At 28.7% G+C, this 21,056-nt stretch carries 18 protein-coding genes; 14 read left to right on the forward strand and 4 right to left on the reverse strand.

What is annotated here, in order from left to right:
• Positions 1–32: 32 nt before the first annotated feature.
• Positions 33–908: a CPBP family intramembrane glutamic endopeptidase gene (locus TEGL_RS03880; RefSeq protein WP_018592776.1), complete on the reverse strand. Its 876-nt coding sequence runs from the start codon at positions 906–908 to the stop codon at positions 33–35.
• A gap of 267 nt (positions 909–1,175) precedes the next feature.
• Here TEGL_RS03880 and ftsH point away from each other — a divergent pair, with 267 nt between their 5' ends.
• The 8 genes from ftsH to TEGL_RS03920 all read left to right on the forward strand — a co-directional run bounded on the left by ftsH (position 1,176) and on the right by TEGL_RS03920 (position 9,645).
• Positions 1,176–3,197, forward strand: a complete 2,022-nt coding sequence (ftsH, locus tag TEGL_RS03885) for an ATP-dependent zinc metalloprotease FtsH (RefSeq protein WP_018592777.1) — start codon at positions 1,176–1,178, stop codon at positions 3,195–3,197.
• Between the two features lie 252 nt (positions 3,198–3,449).
• Positions 3,450–4,598, forward strand: coding sequence for an AI-2E family transporter (locus TEGL_RS03890; protein WP_018592778.1), 1,149 nt, complete (start codon positions 3,450–3,452; stop codon positions 4,596–4,598).
• A gap of 189 nt (positions 4,599–4,787) precedes the next feature.
• Positions 4,788–5,858, forward strand: a complete 1,071-nt coding sequence (locus TEGL_RS03895) for a pyridoxal-phosphate-dependent aminotransferase family protein (RefSeq protein WP_018592779.1) — start codon at positions 4,788–4,790, stop codon at positions 5,856–5,858.
• 131 nt (positions 5,859–5,989) lie between these two features.
• A complete protein-coding gene (locus TEGL_RS03900; protein ID WP_018592780.1) occupies positions 5,990–6,937 on the forward strand; it encodes a D-2-hydroxyacid dehydrogenase in 948 nt (315 codons plus the stop codon).
• 58 nt (positions 6,938–6,995) lie between these two features.
• Entirely contained in the window at positions 6,996–8,237 is a 1,242-nt protein-coding gene (locus TEGL_RS03905; RefSeq protein ID WP_018592781.1) for a DUF1015 domain-containing protein, read from the forward strand.
• Positions 8,238–8,451: 214 nt separating this feature from the next.
• A complete protein-coding gene (locus TEGL_RS03910; RefSeq protein ID WP_018592782.1) occupies positions 8,452–8,781 on the forward strand; it encodes a PadR family transcriptional regulator in 330 nt (109 codons plus the stop codon).
• Between the two features lie 3 nt (positions 8,782–8,784).
• On the forward strand, positions 8,785–9,228 hold the full coding sequence (locus TEGL_RS03915; RefSeq protein ID WP_018592783.1) for a permease prefix domain 1-containing protein: 444 nt from the start codon (positions 8,785–8,787) through the stop codon (positions 9,226–9,228).
• 42 nt (positions 9,229–9,270) lie between these two features.
• Positions 9,271–9,645 (forward strand): hypothetical protein, encoded by a 375-nt coding sequence (locus TEGL_RS03920; RefSeq protein WP_018592784.1) that lies wholly within the window; start codon positions 9,271–9,273, stop codon positions 9,643–9,645.
• A 116-nt stretch (positions 9,646–9,761) separates the two neighbouring features.
• On the opposite strand, the gene TEGL_RS03925 is transcribed toward TEGL_RS03920, so the two are convergent.
• Positions 9,762–10,694 carry a DMT family transporter gene (locus tag TEGL_RS03925; RefSeq protein ID WP_018592785.1) on the reverse strand — a complete coding sequence of 311 codons (933 nt, stop codon included), beginning with the start codon at positions 10,692–10,694 and terminating at the stop codon, positions 9,762–9,764.
• A gap of 385 nt (positions 10,695–11,079) precedes the next feature.
• Between TEGL_RS03925 and TEGL_RS03930 the strand changes: the two genes are divergently transcribed.
• Complete coding sequence (locus TEGL_RS03930) at positions 11,080–11,871, forward strand: epoxyqueuosine reductase (protein ID WP_018592787.1); 792 nt, start codon at positions 11,080–11,082, stop codon at positions 11,869–11,871.
• A gap of 100 nt (positions 11,872–11,971) precedes the next feature.
• Here TEGL_RS03930 and TEGL_RS03935 read toward each other — a convergent pair whose 3' ends face one another.
• Positions 11,972–13,474, reverse strand: a complete 1,503-nt coding sequence (locus TEGL_RS03935) for an alanine/glycine:cation symporter family protein (protein WP_018592788.1) — start codon at positions 13,472–13,474, stop codon at positions 11,972–11,974.
• A gap of 316 nt (positions 13,475–13,790) precedes the next feature.
• Here TEGL_RS03935 and TEGL_RS03940 point away from each other — a divergent pair, with 316 nt between their 5' ends.
• Both TEGL_RS03940 and TEGL_RS03945 read left to right on the forward strand, forming a co-directional pair.
• Positions 13,791–15,740, forward strand: coding sequence for a YgiQ family radical SAM protein (locus TEGL_RS03940; RefSeq protein ID WP_018592789.1), 1,950 nt, complete (start codon positions 13,791–13,793; stop codon positions 15,738–15,740).
• A 166-nt stretch (positions 15,741–15,906) separates the two neighbouring features.
• Positions 15,907–16,038, forward strand: a complete 132-nt coding sequence (locus tag TEGL_RS03945) for a hypothetical protein (protein ID WP_018592790.1) — start codon at positions 15,907–15,909, stop codon at positions 16,036–16,038.
• Between the two features lie 111 nt (positions 16,039–16,149).
• Here TEGL_RS03945 and gltS read toward each other — a convergent pair whose 3' ends face one another.
• Positions 16,150–17,352, reverse strand: a complete 1,203-nt coding sequence (gene gltS, locus TEGL_RS03950; protein WP_018592791.1) for a sodium/glutamate symporter — start codon at positions 17,350–17,352, stop codon at positions 16,150–16,152.
• Positions 17,353–17,553: 201 nt separating this feature from the next.
• Here gltS and TEGL_RS03955 point away from each other — a divergent pair, with 201 nt between their 5' ends.
• The 3 genes from TEGL_RS03955 (at position 17,554) to TEGL_RS03965 (ending at position 20,879) form a co-directional block, all read left to right on the forward strand.
• Positions 17,554–18,219, forward strand: coding sequence for a Bax inhibitor-1/YccA family protein (locus TEGL_RS03955; protein WP_018592792.1), 666 nt, complete (start codon positions 17,554–17,556; stop codon positions 18,217–18,219).
• Positions 18,220–18,371: 152 nt separating this feature from the next.
• The gene (locus tag TEGL_RS03960; protein WP_018592793.1) at positions 18,372–19,547 is read left to right on the forward strand and encodes a sensor domain-containing diguanylate cyclase; all 1,176 of its coding nucleotides are present in this window, start codon (positions 18,372–18,374) and stop codon (positions 19,545–19,547) included.
• A 330-nt stretch (positions 19,548–19,877) separates the two neighbouring features.
• Positions 19,878–20,879 (forward strand): BMP family lipoprotein, encoded by a 1,002-nt coding sequence (locus tag TEGL_RS03965; protein WP_018592795.1) that lies wholly within the window; start codon positions 19,878–19,880, stop codon positions 20,877–20,879.
• Positions 20,880–21,056: the final 177 nt, after the last annotated feature.

Genomic DNA, 21,056 nt, shown 5'->3' on the forward strand with positions numbered 1-21,056 from the left:
ATAAAAAGATGCTTTTTAATTTAAATTAAATTTTAATTTTTACTTTCTACTATAAATCCTGTACTTGTCCTAGGAGCAAATCCTCCATGTAGATGCTTTTTATTTTTAAGTATAAACTTAATAAAAAAGAACATACCTACTATAAATAATACTGAGCCAAAGGATAAAGAAACCATAGCATCTGTATTGTTTAATGGAGCAGTATTAGTGGTTGAATGAATATTTAGCTGCGGTAAAAATGCAATTAAATTGTTAAAAAAATGAACAGTCATTGGAATTAGTATATTTTTGTATTTTATGTATAAAATACAGCAAGCAATACCAAAAATAAAAGCACCAATGACAGCTAATTCAATATGTAAAAGTCCAAATACCAAAGATGAAATGGCCATTCCTATGCAGATATTAAACTTTCTGCTAATTCTTTTGAATATAATGGCCCTAAAAAATAATTCTTCCATAATAGGAGCACCAATAACAGTGATTATCATGGATATAAATAAACCACTATAAGTAGAAACTGTTGATACAGAAGACTCAGATAGAAGTTTATTTAACATATTTGGAAAAGCAAAATAAACAATGCCAATTGATAATAAACTAATCCCCATGGAAAGGCAGAGTTGAGTAGCTACAACGCTACCAAGTTCTTTTACACTTATTTTTTTAAAATAATCTTTAACCATTAATAGCAATTTATTTTTATTAACTCTAAATTTGTATAAAAGTACAAGTATAAATAAACTTGTAGATATTAAAGATAATAAATTATCATTATCTATTAAATTAATATCATTAGTAAAGTAAATAATAAAAGCTCCTAAAATTACAATGATCATAGTGAAAATATACCAAAATACGGCTGGTATAATCTTAACTTCGTTAAATTCTTTTGTAAAATCTAACATATTGTTCCTCCTAATATTTATATAATAATAATTCATAATAAATTCATACTAACACTATATAATTATTTATTATAAAAAATGTGAAAAATACACAAAATCAATATAAACATAAAAATATAGTATCAGAAACATTGACAAAATACCTTATTAATTTTACTATCTTATATAAGTCATTTTATAGCTTTATAACATTATATTTAATGTTTAAGACATATATGATGGGTATATATAGTAATAAATACAGAATAATTATTTAGGAGATATCTTATGAAAGAGAAAAAACCTCAAAAAAAATCATGGTTATATTATTATGGGATAATACTTCTTTTACTAGTAGTGCTTAATTCTTTTATATTTCCATCGCTATATAATATGAGCGGGCAAGTGGAAGAAGTGGACTACGGAAAATTCCTTACAATGGTGGATGAAGGAAAAGTAAACCAAGTAGATATTGAAGGTTCAAAACAAATAACTTTCAAAACAAAAGCAGATAAAGATAAAGTTTATATAACTGGGCAAGTAAATGACTCTGACTTAGTTGAACGTTTATATAAAGCAAAAGTTAAATTTGGTAAAAGCATACCAAAAGAAGACTCACCAATTGTAGAGTTTATTCTTTACTGGGTGTTACCAACAATCTTAATGATTGCCTTATTAAACTTCATGATGAAAAAAATGACAGGTAGAATTGGTGGAAGAGGCGGCCCTATGCAGTTTGGCAAAAGTAATGCCAAAATATATGTAGAAGCGCAAACAGGAAAGACTTTTGAAGATGTGGCAGGACAAGACGAAGCAAAAGAATCATTAACTGAAATAGTTGACTTCCTACACAATCCTAAAAAGTACGAAGAAATAGGTGCCTCAATGCCAAAAGGTGCACTACTTGTAGGACCTCCAGGTACAGGTAAAACATTACTTGCAAAAGCAGTTGCAGGAGAAGCAAAAGTACCATTCTTCTCAATCTCAGGATCAGAGTTTGTGGAAATGTTTGTTGGTATGGGTGCTGCAAAAGTAAGAGATTTATTTAAACAAGCTCAAGAAAAAGCTCCATGTATAGTATTTATAGATGAAATAGACACTATAGGTAAAAAGCGTGATGGTGGCGGAATGGGTGGTAATGATGAGAGAGAACAAACTCTTAACCAACTATTAACTGAAATGGATGGATTTGATGGTAAGAAAGGTGTTGTAATACTTGCAGCGACTAATAGACCAGAATCCCTAGACAAAGCTTTACTTAGACCAGGTCGTTTTGACAGAAGAGTACCAGTAGAACTTCCAGACTTAAAAGGTCGTGAAGATATACTAAAAGTTCATGCTAAGAGCGTTAAAATGGACGAAGATGTTGATTTTAATGGAATAGCAAGAGCAACTGCTGGAGCTAGTGGCGCAGAACTTGCAAATATAGTAAACGAAGCAGCACTTAGGGCTGTTAGACTTGGAAGACACAAAGCCACTCAAGCAGACTTAGAAGAATCAGTAGAAGTAATAATAGCAGGGTACCAAAGAAAAGCAGCTGTAATTTCTCCAAGAGAAAAGAAAATAGTAGCTTATCACGAAATAGGCCACGCATTAGTTGCAGCTAAGCAAACAGAATCTGCACCAGTGCATAAGATTACGATTATCCCTCGTACATCTGGGGCATTAGGATACACTATGCAGGTTGAAGAAGGCGAAAGAGTACTTATGTCTAAGGAAGAAGCCTTCAACAAAATAGCAACATTTACAGGCGGTCGTGCTGCAGAAGAAATAATATTCAATTCTTTCACAACAGGTGCGTCTAATGATATAGAACAAGCAACAAGAATAGCAAGAGCTATGGTTACTCGTTACGGTATGAGTGAGGAGTTCGATATGATGGCTCTTGAAACAATAAACAATCAATATTTAGGTGGAGATGCATCACTTATGTGTTCACCAGAAGCATCTGCTAAGATTGATAAAGAAGTATTAAGTATAATAAAATCTGCTCATGATAAAGCTAAAAAAATACTTGAAGAAAATATTGATAAACTACACGAACTTTCAGACTTCTTATTAGAAAAAGAAACTATCACAGGTGAAGAGTTTATGGAAATCCTAAATGGAAAATCTGTGGCAGAGGTTAAAGAAGAGCATGATGCTAAAGAAGCAGCTAAAAAAGAAGCAGAAAGAGTTGAACTTGAAGCAATAAAAGAGAAAGAAAAAAGAGTACAAGAACAACAAAAACGTATAGAAGAAGAGCTTGAAAGAGTAGACAAAACTACTGAAGTAGATAATGCTAAGACTACCCAGGATGAAGAGAAGTAGATTTAAATACTAGTAAAATTTTTAGCACCAATGTAAAAGTTGGTGCTTTTTTATGTCCAAATATATTCAATGAATGTGATTTAAATATTCATAGGATATATTTGGAATATTAGCATTATTTATATAAAAATAGATAAAATCATACAAAATATGGTTATTTTTCTTCAATAGAGGTACAATCTATTTATAGGAAATAATAGATAATTAAAATTTGAAAAAAATATAATATATATTTTTATGGAGGACGTCATAATGAATAAATTAAAAGATTTAAAATTAAAAAATCAACTTATAATATCTACATATATAATGATTTTTCTTTTATTTATACTAAAACCAGCATTAATACCAAATTTATTTAGTAAGCTTACAATAGCATTTAAACCCTTTATAATAGGTGGCGTAATTGCTTTTTTGATAAATTTGCCAATGAAACTTATAGAAGAAAAAATTGTTAAACCTTTATGTAAAAATAATAGAAAGTTATCAAAGTTTTCAAGAGCTATATCTTTAGTATCTACACTTGTAATAGTGATAGTTTTAATGTGGGTATTTATTAGTTACATAGTACCTCATTTAGCGGATAGTTTAAGCACTTTAACTAATGGTATACCTAGCTATATAAGTAGTTTGCAAAATGAAATAATGAGTAAAATAAATGACTTAGAAATGTTAAAAAATACATCTTTTGACATACAGTCTATGATACAAAAATTCTTAACTTTTGTTCAGAATTTTATTAATATGTTTATTTCTAATATATTCAATTTCACTATAGGAATAACAAACTTCTTTATGAATTTATTCTTGGGAATAATAATATCCATATATATTTTACTTAGTAAAGAAAAGCTAATTTTACAATTTAAAAAGCTTATATATGCTTTTTTAAATGAAAAAAAATGTAAAAGAATAATGTATATTTTAAATTTAACAAATAATAAATTTTCTAAATTTATATTAGGGCAATCAATGGATGGATTAATACTAGGAACTGCATTCTTTATAGTGTTTTACTTAGTTAAAATACCTTTTGCCCTATTAATAAGCATAATGATACCTATTTTAAATTTTATTCCTATATTTGGTACTTATGTAGGGATTGCTATATCTGCATTTATAATTTTGATGGTAAAACCAACATCAGTTTTATTGTTTTTAGTTTTAGTATTTACAATTCAACAATTAGATGGAAAATTTGTGTATCCTTTTGTAGTAGGAAATTCTTTAGGGCTTTCTCCTTTATGGATATTGCTAGCTATTGTTGTAGGAGGAAATTTATTTGGTGTAATGGGTATGATACTTGGAATGCCTCTTACTAGCGTAGTTTATGAGTTATCATCAAAAGCGATAAATGAAAGAATCAAGAATAAAAATATTATATTTAATAAGATTGAATAAATATAAATATATATACAAAATGAATTTTTTTATTGACAAATATTATCAAAATGCATAGTATAAATATTAATCAAAATAATATAATCATAAAATTAAAAAAGGAAATATAATAATTTATAATATTATTTTTAAAAATATGGTTATAATAATAATTAATTTATTTTAATAATTAAGAAAGGAGGTAAAATTATGAGTAAAAAGCTATTCATACCAGGACCAATAGATGTAAATGAAGATGTTTTAGCACAAATGGCAAAGCAAGTTATAAGCCATAGAGGAAGTGAAGCATCAGTTTTACAAGAAGCTATAACACAAAAACTTCAAGATTTATTCTATACAAAAAATAATGTCTTGTTATCAACATCCTCCGGTAGCGGCCTAATGGAAGGCTCCATTCGCTCCTGTACTTTAAAGAGAGCAGCAGTACTATCCTGTGGTTCATTTGGTGACAGATGGTATAAAATGGGCGTATTAAATGGTGTTCCAGCGGATTTATTTAAAGTCGAATTAGGAAAAGCTATTGAACCAGAAATGGTTGATAAGGTATTATCTACGAATAAATATGATACAGTCATGGTAACTCATAATGAGACCTCAAGTGGAATTGCTAATCCAATAAAAGAAATTGGAGAAGTAATTAAAAAATACGATGATGTTGTTTATTGTGTAGATGCTGTTAGTTCAGCAGGTGGTATGAAAATTGAAGTAGATGATTCTAACATAGATATTTGTTTAACTTCAGTTCAAAAAGCTTTGGGCTTGCCACCAGGAATGTCTCTTTGTACTTTATCAGAAAAGGCAAAGAAGAGAGCAGAAAAAGTACCTAATCGGGGTTATTATTTTGATTTACTCGCTATCTATGAGTACATCCAAAATAAAAATTATCAATACCCTTCAACACCTTCCCTTTCGCATATGTTCGCTTTAAATTTCCAACTGAAAAAAATCTTAAATGAAGGCCTAGATAATAGATTTAATCGTCATGAAGAAATGGCAAATCTAGTTAGAAACTGGGCACAGGAACACTTCCAAATTTTTACCGATGTAAATTATTTGTCTAATACCCTTACCGTTATCAAGAATACACAAGGAATCAGTGTATCAAATCTCAATAAAAAATTACAGGAAAGAGGCTTTTTAATAGCCAATGGATATGGAGACCTTAAGGAGAAAACATTTAGAATTTCTCACATGGGCGATTATACAGTAAAAGATGTAAATGAATTATTAATTAATATTAATGAAATTTTAGGATTTTAATATTAGAAAATTTAATTTGCGTCATTTGTTGTACCAAGTTTTAATTTAAGAATTTTAGTTTGAATATTAAGAAAGTTCTTGATATTCATATTAGATAGAAATTATAAGGGTAAAAACTGGAGGTAAATACTATGTGTAAGATATTAGTAACAGATGGAATGAACAGAAATGCTGTTAATAACTTGAGAAAGTTTAATATAGATGTTGAACATAAATTTTACGATGGGATGGAACTTGGGGAAAAATTAAAAGATAAAGAGGTACTAGTTATTCGTTCAAAAAATGTAATAACAAAAGAAATTATCGATAAAGCATGTGAAGGAAACACTCTAAAATTAATAATTAGAAGCGGTGTAGGCCTTGATAATATAGATGTTGAATATGCAAATAAAAAGGGAATCAAAGTTTTCAATACGCCTAATGCTAGCACAAGATCTGTTGCAGAACTTACAATAGGTCAAATAATAACTTTATCAAGATTTATAAATATTTCAAATATAACTATGAGACATGGGCAGTGGAACAAAACAAAATATGTTGGCACAGAGATATTTGGGAAAACTCTTGGAATTATAGGTCTTGGAAGAATAGGAAAAACTGTTGCCAAAATGGCTCATGATTTAGGAATGAATATAATTTATTACGATATACTTGGGGAGATGAACTCTTGTGAAGATTATACTTTCTGCAATTTTGAAGAAGTATTAAAAAATGCAGATTTTTTAACTATTCATATTCCTTTAGAAAGAAATCAAGGATATTTAATAGGCAGAAAAGAGTTCAATATGATGAAAGATAGAGTTTACTTTATAAATCATGCTAGAGGTGGACTAGTTTGTGAAAAAGCTTTAATAGAAGCATTAGACAATGGAAAAGTTGAAGCTACTGCTTTGGATGTTTATGAAGAAGAACCAAAGGTTAACTTAGAACTAGTTAATCATCCAATGGTTTCTCCAACGCCACACCTTGGGGCTTCAACAGTAGAAGCACAAGAGAGAATAGGTAAGGAAATAGTAAAAATAATATATAATTTTTTAGTAGAAGAAGAAATAATTGATGATATGAAAATTGCACTATAAGAATAAATATAAATTAACAAATAAATTTTAGAGAAGAAAATTTGGGGGAGGAATAACAATGGCAAATATAAAACCTTTTAAAGCGGTAAGACCTGCAAATGAATATGTAAATATGGTGGCAGAACTACCTTATGACGTGATGAATAGAGAAGAAGCAAAGAAAATAGCAAAGGATAATAAGTATTCTTATTTACACATAGATAGAGCAGAAATAGACTTAGATGATAATATAAATGAGAGCGATGAACAAGTATATATAAAAGCTAAAGAAAATTTAGATACGTTTATGAAGAAAAATGTATTTGTAAGAGATAATCAAGATGCAATTTACATTTATAGAGAAATAGTAAATGATAGAGCACAAACTGGTATAGTAGCTTGCGTGGCAATTGATGACAATATAAATGGAATAGTAAAAAAACATGAATATACCAAGCCGGACAAAGAATTAGATAGAACTAATCATATAAAATACTGTAATGCAAATACAGGAACTGTACTTTTAACTTATAAAAACCAGGAAGAAATAGAAAAAATAATAGATTATTATGTTTATTTTATGACACCAATATATGATTTTAAAACAGATGATGATGTTATTCATACTATCTGGAAAGTAGAAAAGGAAAGAGATATTAATGATCTAGTAAATGAATTTGCTAAGGTAGAAAATCTTTATATAGCTGATGGTCATCATAGGTGTGCAGCAGCAGAAAATATAGCTTTAGAAGAAAGAAGAAAAAATCCAAATTATACTGGAGAAGAAGAATTTAATTACTATACAGCAATGATAGCTCCACATACTGATTTAAAACTAATGGATTATAATAGGGTTATAAAAGATTTAAATGGTTTTACTGAAGATGAATTTTTAAATAAAATAAAAGAAAAATTTATTATTAAGGAAGCAAAAAAAAACTATAAGCCAACGTGTAAGGGAAAAGTTGGAATGTATTTAAATAATAAATGGTATGAAATAGAATTTGGTAAAGAATATTTACAAGATAGAGATGTAGTTGAAACTTTAGATATTTCTATTTTACAAAATCATATATTAGATAAAATTTTAGGTATCAAAAATCCTAGAACTGATGAAAGAATAGATTTTATTGGTGGAATAAGAGGAGCAAAAGAAATAGAAAGAAGAGTAGACGATGATATGAAAGTTGGTTTTTTAATGTATCCAACTAATATAGATGAATTAATTTTAGTTGCAGATGAGAATAAAATTATGCCAGCTAAATCTACTTGGTTTGAACCAAAGGTAAGGTGTGGACTTTTCTTACATGAATTAAATTAATATAAAATTTAATAAAAAAAGCCAGAAGTATAGTTACTTCTGGCTTTTTTGTTATAGAAAGTCATATTATATACATTTTAAAATGATTTAGAAGATAAAAAATATTTAATAATAGAATAAAATTTTAGTTGCTAAAATCAAAAAGTCAAGCTACCATTAAATTACAAAGTACTTCATATAATAAGGTAGTATATATAGGGAGGTTAATGAGTTTGTGAATTTAAATAAAGAATTACTAAAAGGTCATATTGACACTTTAATTTTATCAATACTAAACCAAGAAGATTCTTATGGATATGAAATTGCCAAAATAGTCAAGGATGAGACCACATTTGAATTGAAAGAAAGTACCATGTATGTTTCATTAAAAAGGTTAGAATCTAAAGGATTGATAAAGTCTTATTGGGGTGACAATCAAGATTCAGGAGGCAGAAGAAAGTATTACAATATAACAGAAGATGGAAAGGAAGACTTGGATCTAAAAGTTGAAGAGTGGAATTTTATACAAGAAGTTATGAATAAATTTTTAAATAAGGGGAAATAAATTATGAAAATCATAGAGGGATATTTAGATAGATTGTATAAAAATGATGATAGTAAAGATGCAAAAGAAATAAAGGAAGAGATAAAAGAGCATTTGATAACTTCTGTCAAAGAGTATCTTAATCAAGGTTATTCAGAAAATGAAGCACAAAATAAAGCAATTGAACAATTTGATGGGGGAAACGATGAAGAAGCGTCTGTTGAACTACGCTCTATATATACAAAGAAAATAGATGTAAAAAAAGAAAGAGTAAAGAAATTAGCAAGTTTAAGATTAAAGATACTTAATGCTTTTGGCTGGTTTTTTGGCGCAGCATGTTTAGTTGCTTATAACAGTTTTTATAAAAAGGTTCCTACTTGGTTAGTAGTAGTATTAACCGTATTAATAAGTATAGTAATTATTTTGAGTGTTATAATTGTTATTTTAAAGAAAATGATGGAAGAATAATTAATAGCTGGATGCTAGATAAAATTTCATGGGGGGATATATATGAATGACAAATCATCACTAAAAGAAAGTATAGATAGTGTAGAAGAATTAAATTTAAATAAAAAAATGAAGTTATTTAAGGATACTAAATGGATATCATTTGGAACTTATATAATGACTGTTGAGTGTTTTGTTTCTCATAAAGGTGTGGTAAGCTATGTGCCTATGATAAATATAATGAATTATGAAGAGACTAGCACAGTTAAGGCATCATATAATGGAGAAAGTTATTATATGGAAAATAAAGAATTATGTAAGAATGTATCCATAGGTGATAAGATAATAGTTACTATTAAATATTCTTATGATAAAGATGACAATCTAATATACACGAATGTTCACCATAGCCATCCTTATCCGCTAACTGATATTTAAATATACAGAAAGTTTAACAGATTATGAATATAAACAAGCACTTAATTTAAAAAATATTGTATAAAAAAGCCTCCTATAAAATATGTTAATATTTTTATAGAAGGCCTTTAGAATATCTATTCTATTAAATCACTTTCATCAGTGGAAGTAGCAAACTCTACTGATGAAACTTTTTTACTTCTAAATGGTTCTAAGAAACTTTCTTTATTAAACATAAATAATCCAGTTAAAATAATGATGCCACCTAAAAGTGTAGCTTTATCAGGAACTTCACCCATCATTATAAATCCTAAAATTGTAGTCAAAAATGGTGTGACAAACATATAATTGCTTACATAAGTAGTTTTTTCTGCTATGGAAATAGCTTTTGCCCAGGCAATATATGCAAGAGCAGAAGAAAATATTCCAAGAATTAAAACATATATTATATGTTCAATTGGAGCACGCAAAGTAGGTTCTATAGATGAAGGTAAGAAAAAGCATAAAAATAAAGTTCCAATAAAAATACTATAAGTACTAGCTTCTAAAGCTGTATATTTCTTTGTTAATTTCCTTTGTAGTAAATTATAAGTAGCTAGACAAAGTGCAGCTAGTAATAACCAAAAGACACCTTCATTAATAGATAAGGTACCGTTCATTAAGGTTAATACTAAGATTCCTATAAATTCAATTCCTATGGCACACCATTGATACATTTTCAGTTTTTCCTTATAAAAGAATGATGCTAAAAAGGCTGTAAATACAGGTACCATGGCGATTACAATACTAGCAGTGGCGGAAGTTACAAGTCCTGTACCTTTTGTAAATAGAATTACATAGATAAAAAATCCAATACAGCCAGAAAGTATATAGGTAAGGAAATCTTCCTTCTTAGGCTTATTAATTTTCATAAAATAAATAATTACAACTAAAGTTAATGATGCTGATAAATATCTTAGAAAACTTAAAGTATATACATCAAAGTATTGAAGGGCTAGCCTAGTAAAAACAAATGCCATTGCCCAAAATATTATTGTTATAAGTGCATAAAAATGATAGTTTTTTTTCATAATATTTTCCCTCCCATAATTTTATTTCCAATTATCAAAATATACTAATAAGTGAATTATAACAGTTGCAAGCATCTTATAGCAACGTAAAATAAATGATAATTGAGATGAATTGGTGTATAATTTAAGTAGGATATAAAACTGTAAAAGAGTAATATAATTGGGGGGATAATATGGTTCAAACTATAATAAGAGTGGGAAGTCTTGTTTTATTATTTTTAATAGTAACTAATATTTGGGCGCAAAAAAGAGCGAGAGATGAAGAACAAAATAAAAATAGCAAAAAGAAATAGTAATTAGACATTAGAGCATCTTTGAATAAGGTGCTTTTTTAGATGTATAGTTAACAGTATGCAAGTAATTTTAATAGGAAAAGGGGAGTTCTATGAAGGATTTAATTAAGAAATATATAGTAAACTATGTGAGAGAATATGAGAAGAGAGATGATATAAGTACAACTTGGAGAGAGCCTTTAGTTGGCTTTGCCGATGCTAATCATAAAGATATTTTTCGCATAAGAGAGTGTACTTTTGAAGAACATTTAATGCCTAGAGATATATTAGAAGATCCAACTATTATTATTGCTTACTTTGTTCCTTTTACTAAAGATATAGCTCAGTCTAATATTGATGGGGAGTTAGCATCAGAGAAATGGATATTAACTTATCAAGAAACTAATAAAATGTTTATTAAATTAAATGATTATCTTATTAAAATAATAGAAAAAATGGGATATAATGCAGCGATATGTAAAGTAGCTAGTGATTTTAAAACAGATATATTAAAAAGCAAATGGTCTCATAGACATATGGCAAAGATAGCGGGCCTTGGAACTTTTGGCATTAATAATATGTTGATAACTAAAGAAGGATGCTGTGGAAGATATTTTACTATCGTTACAAACTTACCAGTAAGTCCAGATAAGCCATTAGAAGAAGAAAAATGTTTGTATAAAAGAAACAAAAGCTGTTTAGTATGTGTAAAGCGTTGCTTTAGTGGAGCATTAAATGAAAATAATTATGATAGATTTAAATGCTATGAAACTTGTATGAAAAGTTTTAATAAGTACGAAAATCTATATGGAAATAAAGACGCGGAAAAAGGTAAACCGAGAGGAGGAAGTCAGGTTTGTGGTAAATGTGTAGTAAATTTACCCTGTTCATTTAAACAACCTTAAATATAATTTTCTACGCGAAAAAGAGCTAAGCCGCCTTAGCTCTTTTTCTAGTACATTTTTTAGGGTTTTATTTTATCATCAATTGTGGGTTGATTACAAATTAATATTGAGGAGTATTATCTCCGCTTGCAACTCTTTCTTCCCAGAATGTAGCACCTTTTATTCCAAGAGGTGTAGGGTCAAAGGTTATATCATCTCTAGGAATTCCGAGTTTCATTTGTCTTTCATAATCTTTGAAACACTTAATAACTGTATTAGATAAAAGAACTATAGCAACTAAGTTTAGCCATGCCATAAGTCCTACACCTATATCACCCATTGCCCATGCAAGGCCTGCACTCTTCACACATCCAAATGCAGTCATAGCTAATAATACAAATCTTAATACATTAATTGCAACTTTACTACCTTGGCCTTTTTTAACTTTTTTAACTAAATAAGTTAAATTAACTTCTGCTATATAATAGTAAGCCATTAAAGTAGTAAATGCAAAGAAGAATAATGCTATGGCAACGAAGGCAGAACCAAACCCAGGAATTAAAGTATCTACAGCATTTTGAGTATAAGCTGGACCTATTTCTGGAATACCTAATTGAGGCATATTTTCAACTATTACTTTGCCTGAAGCTTCATAATAAGTGTTGTAGCAGCCAGTCATCATAATCATAAATCCAGTTGCAGAACAAACAAATAATGTATCAACGTAAACAGAAAAAGCTTGAACGAAACCTTGTTTTGCAGGGTGAGATACTTCAGCTGCTGAAGATGCTTGTGGTCCAGTACCTTGACCAGCTTCGTTTGAGTAAACGCTACGTTTTACACCCCAAGCTATTGTAGAACCGATTATACCACCAAAAGTTGCTTCTGCACCAAATGCTGACTTGAATATTAACACTATTATTCCAGGTAAATCAGCTATATTAACTGCGATAATGATAAGTGCCATAAAGATATATGCGCCGCCCATAAAAGGAACTATAAATTCTGCAGCAGAACCTATTCTTTTTATTCCACCAAAGATTATAAGAGCAAGAAATACAACTAATATAACAGCTGTAATATTAACATTAAGACCAAAAGCATTGTTTACAGATACTGCAATTGAGTTAGCTTGAACACCAGGAAGTAATATACCGATAGCTATAAGTGTAACTACTGCAAACGTTATCCCATAGATTTTAGAAAATGTAGTGCTTCCAAATCCCTTTTCTATATAGTAAGCAGGACCTCCACGATATTCACCCTCATGCTCTTCTTTGTATAATTGACCTAAAGTTGATTCAGCAAAAGCTGATCCTGCACCAAGGAATGCTGCAAGCCACATCCAAAATAATGCTCCAGGTCCACCCCAAGCTATAGCTGTGGCAACGCCGGCAATATTACCAGTTCCTATACGACCAGCAAGAGCTGTACAAAATCCTTGAAATGAAGATATACCTTGTTCTGATTTTTTACCTCCAAATAACAAAGCAACCATTTCTTTAATATTTCTAATCTGCGAGAATCTAGTTCTAATGCTAAAATAAATACCAACACCAAGACAAGTCCATACAAGTGCTACACTCCAAACTATAGAGTTAATACTATTGACTATGTTTTCCATAAAATTCCCTCCTTATAAAATAAAAAATTATATAAAAAGAATAATATATAAATATTTCTTTAGTAAATTATAATCTGTAAATACTATTTAATAGTGTTAAGAATGCGTTACTTGATGTTAAAGTAAGTTAACAAAAATATGCAAATTTAACATAAATAATTGTAACTAATTATGCTATAAAACTTAATTACTTTAAAAATATTACTATGTTTGTGATATAATAGTTAATCAGAGTTAATAATTAAAGATAAGTAAATAAAAATTTTGAGAGAAATGAACGAAGTGAATTTTAAATATAGATTGAGCAGGTGATAAAATGGAAAATAAATTTTTACCAATATGTAAAGAAGATATGATTGAAAGAGGATGGGATGAGTGTGACTTCGTACTTGTTACAGGAGACGCTTATGTTGACCATCACAGTTTTGGGACAGCCATTATATCAAGGGTGTTAGAGCATGCTGGATATAAAGTAGGAATAATTGCTCAACCTAACTGGAAGACAACAGAAGACTTTAGGAAGCTTGGAAAACCAAGACTAGGTTTCCTTGTTAATGGAGGAAACATGGATCCTATGGTAAACCATTATTCTGTTAGCAAAAGACAAAGGGACAAAGATCTTTATTCACCAGGTGGAGAAATGGGTCATAGACCAGATAGAGCTACAATAGTTTATTGTAATAGAATAAGAGAAGCATACGGAGATATTCCACTTGTAATAGGAGGAATAGAAGCATCACTAAGAAGATTTGCTCACTATGATTACTGGAGTGATCAAGTAAGAAAATCCATATTAGTAGATAGTGGGGCGGACTTATTAGTATACGGAATGAGTGAAAGACAAATAGTTAAAGTAGCAGATGCTATAAATGATGGATTTGATCCTAAATATATAAGCTTTATAGATGGAACTTGTTATATGGCAGATAGTTTAGATGAAGTATACGTAGATTATGTATTAACACCATCATTCGAAGAAATAAAAAAAGACAAAGTTAAATTTGCACAGGCTTTCAAAATACAAGAAGCAGAGCAGGATCCATTTAGAGGAAAGGCCATAGTTCAACCTCATGGAAATAAATTTATGGTTCAAAATAAACCAGAACCACCTTTAACCAGAGAAGAATTAGACGAAGTATATGCACTTCCATATACTAAAAACTATCATCCATCATATGAAGCAAAAGGTGGAATACCAGCTTTAAATGAAGTTAAATTTTCAATAGTAAGTTCTAGAGGATGTTTTGGAAGTTGTTCATTCTGTGCCATAACTTTCCATCAAGGTAGAGCTGTGCAAAGTAGAAGTCATGAATCTATACTAGAAGAAGCTAAGGAAATTACACATTTACCAGACTTCAAAGGATATATACATGACGTAGGTGGACCTACTGCAAACTTTAGACAAGAAGCTTGTAAAAAACAAATAACAGAAGGAAAAGGTGGATGCAAACATAGACAATGTCTTGACCCATCACCATGTAAAAATTTAAACGTAGACCACAATGACTATATAAGTCTTCTTAGAAAAGTTAGACAAGTACCGGGTGTAAAAAAAGCATTTGTGCGTTCAGGTATTAGATATGATTATGTAATGGCTGACAAAGATAATACATTTATGAGAGAATTAATAAAACATCATGTAAGTGGACAATTAAAAGTGGCTCCAGAGCACGTTGCGGAAGAAGTGCTTTATTATATGCAAAAACCAGCAGGAGAAACTTACGATAGGTTTAGACAAAAATTCTTTGCAATGAATGAACAAATTGGATTAAAACAATACTTAATACCATATTTAATGTCTTCGCATCCAGGTTCTACATTAAATAGTGCCATAGAGCTAGCGGAATATTTAAGAGATATTAAATATCAACCAGAACAAGTTCAAGATTTCTATCCAACACCAGGAACGCTATCAACAACAATGTTCTACACAGGATTAGATCCAAGAACTATGAAAGAAGTTTATGTACCAAAATCTAAAACTGAAAAAGCAATGCAAAGAGCTTTACTTCAATATTCTGCACCTAGAAACTATGACTTAGTTCATAGGGCTTTAGTTGAAGCTGGTAGAGAAGATTTAATAGGATTTGGGCCAAGATGTTTAATCAAACCTAAAGAAGCTAGAGGCGCATTAAATAGACAATTTGACAAAAATAAGAAGAATAAATCTAATGATAGAAACTCTAAAGGTGGAAGAAATAGTAAAAGTAATTCAAGAGATAATAGAAACAATAACTCAAAAGATAAAAAGAGAACTAAGAGATAGCATCTAATTTATATAAAGAACTATTTTACAAAAACACTGTAATATAGTTCTTTTTTTATTATTGGAAGATGTATTTGAAATATATAATTCTAAATGTAAGTTTTTATGAATTATATTAACAGATGAAGATAAAGTTTTAATTATTTATTATTTTGATGTCGATAATATGATATTGAAAGATAAAACAAAATGTAAAGGGGAAGATTTAATTGAATATAGTGAAGAAATTAGAGTAGGAGATGCTATTGATGAATTTATACACTCTACATTTGACAAAACAATGTATTATATAAATTAAAAATCAACAAAATAATTATTTTAGAAGCTATGCGTAAAAGAAAAGCAAATTTAACAGTTAAGTTATAAAAACCTTGATATATTTATATAGAAATACATCAAGGTTTAATTTTTAGCATATAAAGTTTATAAATAGTGTTATTATGGCTGAATTTACAAAGTCAATAAATAAACAACCAATAATAGGAACTACAAAATATGGCGTATGAACAAATCCATATCTGTTAGTTAGCTCGTCCATATTTGCAATAGCATTTGGAGTGGCACCCATTCCAAATCCACAAGTTGCAGATGCAAAGACCACAGCTTCGTAGTTTTTACCCATAATTCTATAAGTAATAAAATAAGCAAAGCATCCTACTAGTATAACTTGAGCAAATAACATAATCATAAGAGGTAAAGCTAAATCAAATAATTGCCAAAGTTTTAATCCCATTAATGCCATTGTTAAAAAGAATGATAAACTAAGTGATCCTAAAGTTTCGATTTCTTTTTCTACAATTTCTTTTCCAAGAAAATCATATAAATTTCTTATTATGGCAGCTGCAAGCATTGCTCCTATATATGATGGAAATGTTAATCCCGAGTTTTGAATTAAATCAGATATTATTGATCCAAACCCCATAGCAACGAATAAGAAAGATGCACCAGTCATTAATTTTTTTAAACATAAAATATTTTGGTTTTCTTCATTAAAATCGCCAACTTCATCTGGTGGAACTTTAGAGTTCTCATCATGAACCGTTTTTATTTTATGATTGTGTATCAGATTTCTAGCAACTAATCCACCGATAATACTTCCCATTATTAAGCCAAATGTAGCTGAGGCAATAGATACTGTTGTAGCACCAGAGACACCCATACTTTCTAATAAAGGCCCAAAAGATCCTGCAGTACCATGACCTCCTATCATGGGTATAGATGCTGTACAAAGTCCAAGTAGTGGTTGTAAATTAAATAGTGATGCCAATGTAACACCAACTGTATTTTGTAATACAACAAGTAAAATTGCAAGTCCTAGGAAAGTAACAACTTTCATACCACCTAGTTTTAATATTTTAAAACTAGCAGTAAATCCTATACTAGTGAAAAATGCTGTCATAAAAATTTCTTGTAAGGTCGTATCTAAGTTTATAGTTGCTATGCTCGTAGTTTTTAATATAAGAATAAATATTGCAAATATAAACCCACCTACTACTGATGGAGGGATACAATATTTTGATAGTATAGAAAATTTATTTCTTAAATATTTACCAATATAAAATACAATGGAAACTAAAGCCATGGTCTCATAAATGTTTAAATTAAATTCCATTTCTTGATTAGTCCTTTCTATATAATGATTTTAAAAAAATGTATAATATATATATGATATATTATAAAAATTTTAATGTAAAGACAAAATATAGTGTAAATATATCAATAAATTTATTTATAAGCTTAAGTATATAGACAAAGTATTAAAATAAATGTATAATATTTGATTACTAACTATGAAGGTTGAAAGGAGAATATTATGTTAAAAAGTATGTACAATCCAATGTCACAAGTTTTTAAATACTTATCAATATCGATAGTATTTATGTTTATAGGATATTTATTTGGACTACTGTTTTTACCAGAGAGTTTTATTTATATGGCAAATACAATAATAGCAGTATTAATGGTAGCATTAATACTTATGGCTTTATTCTCTAGAAAAAGCATAATTCCAAAAAGATTTTCCATGAATTTTGTTTACTTATTTACATTTATTGATGGAATATTAATGTCACCGATTATAAGCTATTATGTGGGAAGTATGGGAACAGGAATGGTAATAAACGTATTATTAGCTACAACTGTTATATTTGGAGGACTTGCATTTATAGCTAATAGAAGTGAAAGTGGAAGATTCCTTAGATTTGGGCCTACATTATTTATTTTATTAATAGCACTATTAGTAATGTCTATAGTAAATATATTTATTGGGGGAAGTGTATTTAATATAATAATAAGTATAGTGGGAATTGTAATTTTTTCTGGATATATATTATATGATGTAAGTTTATTAAAATCAGAAATAGAATATGGTGGAATAAATGATAGAGACGACTTATCAATCCATGTTTTAAATTTATATCTTGATTTTATCAATATATTCCTAGACTTACTTAGACTTGTAAGCGAATTAAGTGATTAATAAATTAAAAAATCCTATGATACAGATGTTGTATTATAGGATTTTTATTATATAATAAATTGTAGCTTTCATAGTTTTGTAAAAAATAAGTATAATATAGATAAGCTATATAGTGTAAATCATAAATAAACAATGATAAAAAGGGGACAAAAATGGATGATGTTATTTTATCTAAATTAATAGATGAGCAATCGAATGGGATAATAGTATTAGACAAGGATTTAGTAGTATTATACGCTAATAAAAAGGTAAGAAAATTTTTTTCATCAGACGAAAATCAACTATTAGGAAATTATGTGAAATGTAATAATACTATTGTTGAAAATTGTTACTGTCAACAAACATCTAGGTGTAGTGAATGTATTTTAAACAATGCAATGAAACAATTAAAAGAAACAAATATTAAACAAATTATAGATAACCTTAAGTTTAATTCCGATGGTAAATATATTAATATATCTTTGAAAATTTCACATGAAGGCGATTATATAATTTTAGAGTTTACTGATTTATGCAATCTTTACGAAGAAATCAACTTTTTATCGAGAATGATGGATAAGTCAAAGGATATAATGTTTTTTAAAGATAGTAATCTGAAATATAAATATGCTAATCAAGGTTGTGCAGAATTATTTAATTGCGACAAAGAACAAATATTAAATAAAGATGACAATGATTTATTAAGAGAAAATAGTATTGAGGAATTATTATATAGAAAACTAAAAATAGGTGATATAAAGACACTTAAAAAAGGAAGCTCTAATCACGTTATATACTATAAAGAAAGATATTTAAATATATCAAAGGAATGTATTGATGGTGGAATTTTATGTATAGGTACGGATATAACAGAAGAGATAATGGCAAATAAAAGGGCTGAAACTGATGTTTTAACTGGATTATATAATAAAAGAAAATTTATAAATGATATAGATGAAATATTGAAATATGATGGAAGTAGTTTTTACTTAGCGCTTATTGATATAGATAATTTGAAAGAGTTGAACAATAACTATGGTCACTTAAAAGGAGATGATTATTTATCAAAATTAGGTAGAATACTTGAAAATACTAGTAAGGGCCGATTTTATAGAACTGGTGGAGATGAGTTTGCTGGCCTTATTAGATTAAAAAGAAATGACTTAAAGTCTATGTTTGATGATATTTTTGAAACATTAAACAATTTAAATTGTAACCCACCATTAACAATAAGCGTAGGTATTGTGCCTGTTGATATTAATAAAACATATATAGAAAATTATAAAGAGGCGGATAATTTATTGTATGAAGCAAAGAAAAAAGGAAAAAATAGCTTTATATTAATCTAAAAGAGCATGTTGAAAAATCAACATGCTCTTTTAATTATACAGATTTACATCAAAAGTATTTAAAAGTGACTATATCTAAAGTTCTTTTTCTTTTTTTATAATATTTTTTGAAATAATGAAGCTCCATATACTTTTCTATATTTTTAGTGAAAATTTCATTAATTTGAAATTTATTAATATAATAACTTAATTTACTTGGGTTATTTAGCATTATAATGTTTATATCCTCAAAAAAATCAAAAAATATGTTATATACCATAATATATAGTAATAATTTTTTCATATTATAGTTAAGCTAATAAAAAATATTATATTACATAGGAGGATAAAATGACATTGAAAAAAATTGTATGTTTAATGACCGTACTTATAATTACTGCATCTTCTTTAGCAGGATGTAAAGGTAATAAAGATGATGGAGCTAAGACAGAAGAATTAAAAGTAGCAATGGTTACTAGTGTTGGTGGGGTAACTGACGGAAGCTTCAACCAAAGTGCTTGGGAAGGGCTTCAAAAAGCAGAAAAAGATTTAGGAATCAAAGCAAGCTGTATAGAATCAAAGCAAGAGGCAGACTATGTAACAAATTTAGAACAAGCTGTGGATAATCATAATGATTTAATTCTTGCAACAGGATTTCCAATGCAAAAAGCATTATTAAAAGCAGCTAAAAATTATCCTGATCAAAAGTTTGCTATAGTTGACGTGGATTATGGAGATGAAACACCTGACAATGTGACTTGTGTATCATTTAATGAAGAGCAATCAGGATATGTGGCAGGCTTAGTTGCAGGAAAAATGACAAAAACTAATAAAGTAGGATTTGTTGGTGGAATGGATAATGTAGTTATTAAAAAATTTCAAGCAGGATATGAAGCAGGAGTAAAAGAAGCTAATCCAAATGCAAGAGTTTTAGTACAATATGTTAATTCATTTGCTGACCAAGCAAAAGGTAAATCAATAGCTAATCAAATGTACAATAATGAAGCAGATATATTATTTGCATGTGCAGGTGATAGTGGTTTGGGAGTGCTTGAATGTGCGAAAGAAGCAGGTAAATATGCTATAGGTGTTGATAGGGATCAAAATAATATAGCACCAAACAATATACTTACATCAGCAATGAAAAGAGTAAATGAGGGTGTTTATACAGTAGTTAAAAATTTAAAAGATGGTAAGTTTGATGGTGGGAAAACTTTAGTATTTGGTTTAAAAGAAGAAGGTATAGGACTTGCACCATCAACAGATAAAAATGTTCCAAAAGATGTAATAGACTATGTTAATGGAAAAATAGAAAAAATAATAAGTGGAGAAATAGTAGTTCCAAATAAATAATTAGAGAAAGTGGCTAAATTTAAGCCACTTTTTATATACTAACGGATATCAATGTATATTAGAATTGTATTAATAAAAATATGAAATAACAACAAAGTTAATATTAAATTTTATTAAAAGTAGTCGGATTATATGATTATAAGTACATTTAAGTTAAAATAATTATTTTTCAAAATC

Origin of the sequence: Terrisporobacter glycolicus ATCC 14880 = DSM 1288 (genome assembly GCF_036812735.1) — a bacterium.
Lineage (GTDB): Bacteria > Bacillota > Clostridia > Peptostreptococcales > Peptostreptococcaceae > Terrisporobacter > Terrisporobacter glycolicus.

Coding starts and splice junctions, on each gene's coding strand:
- TEGL_RS03915 (WP_018592783.1), top strand. CDS start 8,785: ATGAAAATCATAGAGGGATATTTAGATAGATTGTATAAAAATGATGAT.
- TEGL_RS03965 (WP_018592795.1), top strand. CDS start 19,878: ATGACATTGAAAAAAATTGTATGTTTAATGACCGTACTTATAATTACT.
- TEGL_RS03940 (WP_018592789.1), top strand. CDS start 13,791: ATGGAAAATAAATTTTTACCAATATGTAAAGAAGATATGATTGAAAGA.
- TEGL_RS03935 (WP_018592788.1), bottom strand. CDS start 13,474: ATGGAAAACATAGTCAATAGTATTAACTCTATAGTTTGGAGTGTAGCA.
- TEGL_RS03945 (WP_018592790.1), top strand. CDS start 15,907: ATGATATTGAAAGATAAAACAAAATGTAAAGGGGAAGATTTAATTGAA.
- TEGL_RS03895 (WP_018592779.1), top strand. CDS start 4,788: ATGAGTAAAAAGCTATTCATACCAGGACCAATAGATGTAAATGAAGAT.
- TEGL_RS03920 (WP_018592784.1), top strand. CDS start 9,271: ATGAATGACAAATCATCACTAAAAGAAAGTATAGATAGTGTAGAAGAA.
- TEGL_RS03900 (WP_018592780.1), top strand. CDS start 5,990: ATGTGTAAGATATTAGTAACAGATGGAATGAACAGAAATGCTGTTAAT.
- TEGL_RS03930 (WP_018592787.1), top strand. CDS start 11,080: ATGAAGGATTTAATTAAGAAATATATAGTAAACTATGTGAGAGAATAT.
- ftsH (WP_018592777.1), top strand. CDS start 1,176: ATGAAAGAGAAAAAACCTCAAAAAAAATCATGGTTATATTATTATGGG.
- TEGL_RS03960 (WP_018592793.1), top strand. CDS start 18,372: ATGGATGATGTTATTTTATCTAAATTAATAGATGAGCAATCGAATGGG.
- TEGL_RS03890 (WP_018592778.1), top strand. CDS start 3,450: ATGAATAAATTAAAAGATTTAAAATTAAAAAATCAACTTATAATATCT.
- TEGL_RS03925 (WP_018592785.1), bottom strand. CDS start 10,694: ATGAAAAAAAACTATCATTTTTATGCACTTATAACAATAATATTTTGG.
- gltS (WP_018592791.1), bottom strand. CDS start 17,352: ATGGAATTTAATTTAAACATTTATGAGACCATGGCTTTAGTTTCCATT.
- TEGL_RS03880 (WP_018592776.1), bottom strand. CDS start 908: ATGTTAGATTTTACAAAAGAATTTAACGAAGTTAAGATTATACCAGCC.
- TEGL_RS03955 (WP_018592792.1), top strand. CDS start 17,554: ATGTTAAAAAGTATGTACAATCCAATGTCACAAGTTTTTAAATACTTA.
- TEGL_RS03905 (WP_018592781.1), top strand. CDS start 6,996: ATGGCAAATATAAAACCTTTTAAAGCGGTAAGACCTGCAAATGAATAT.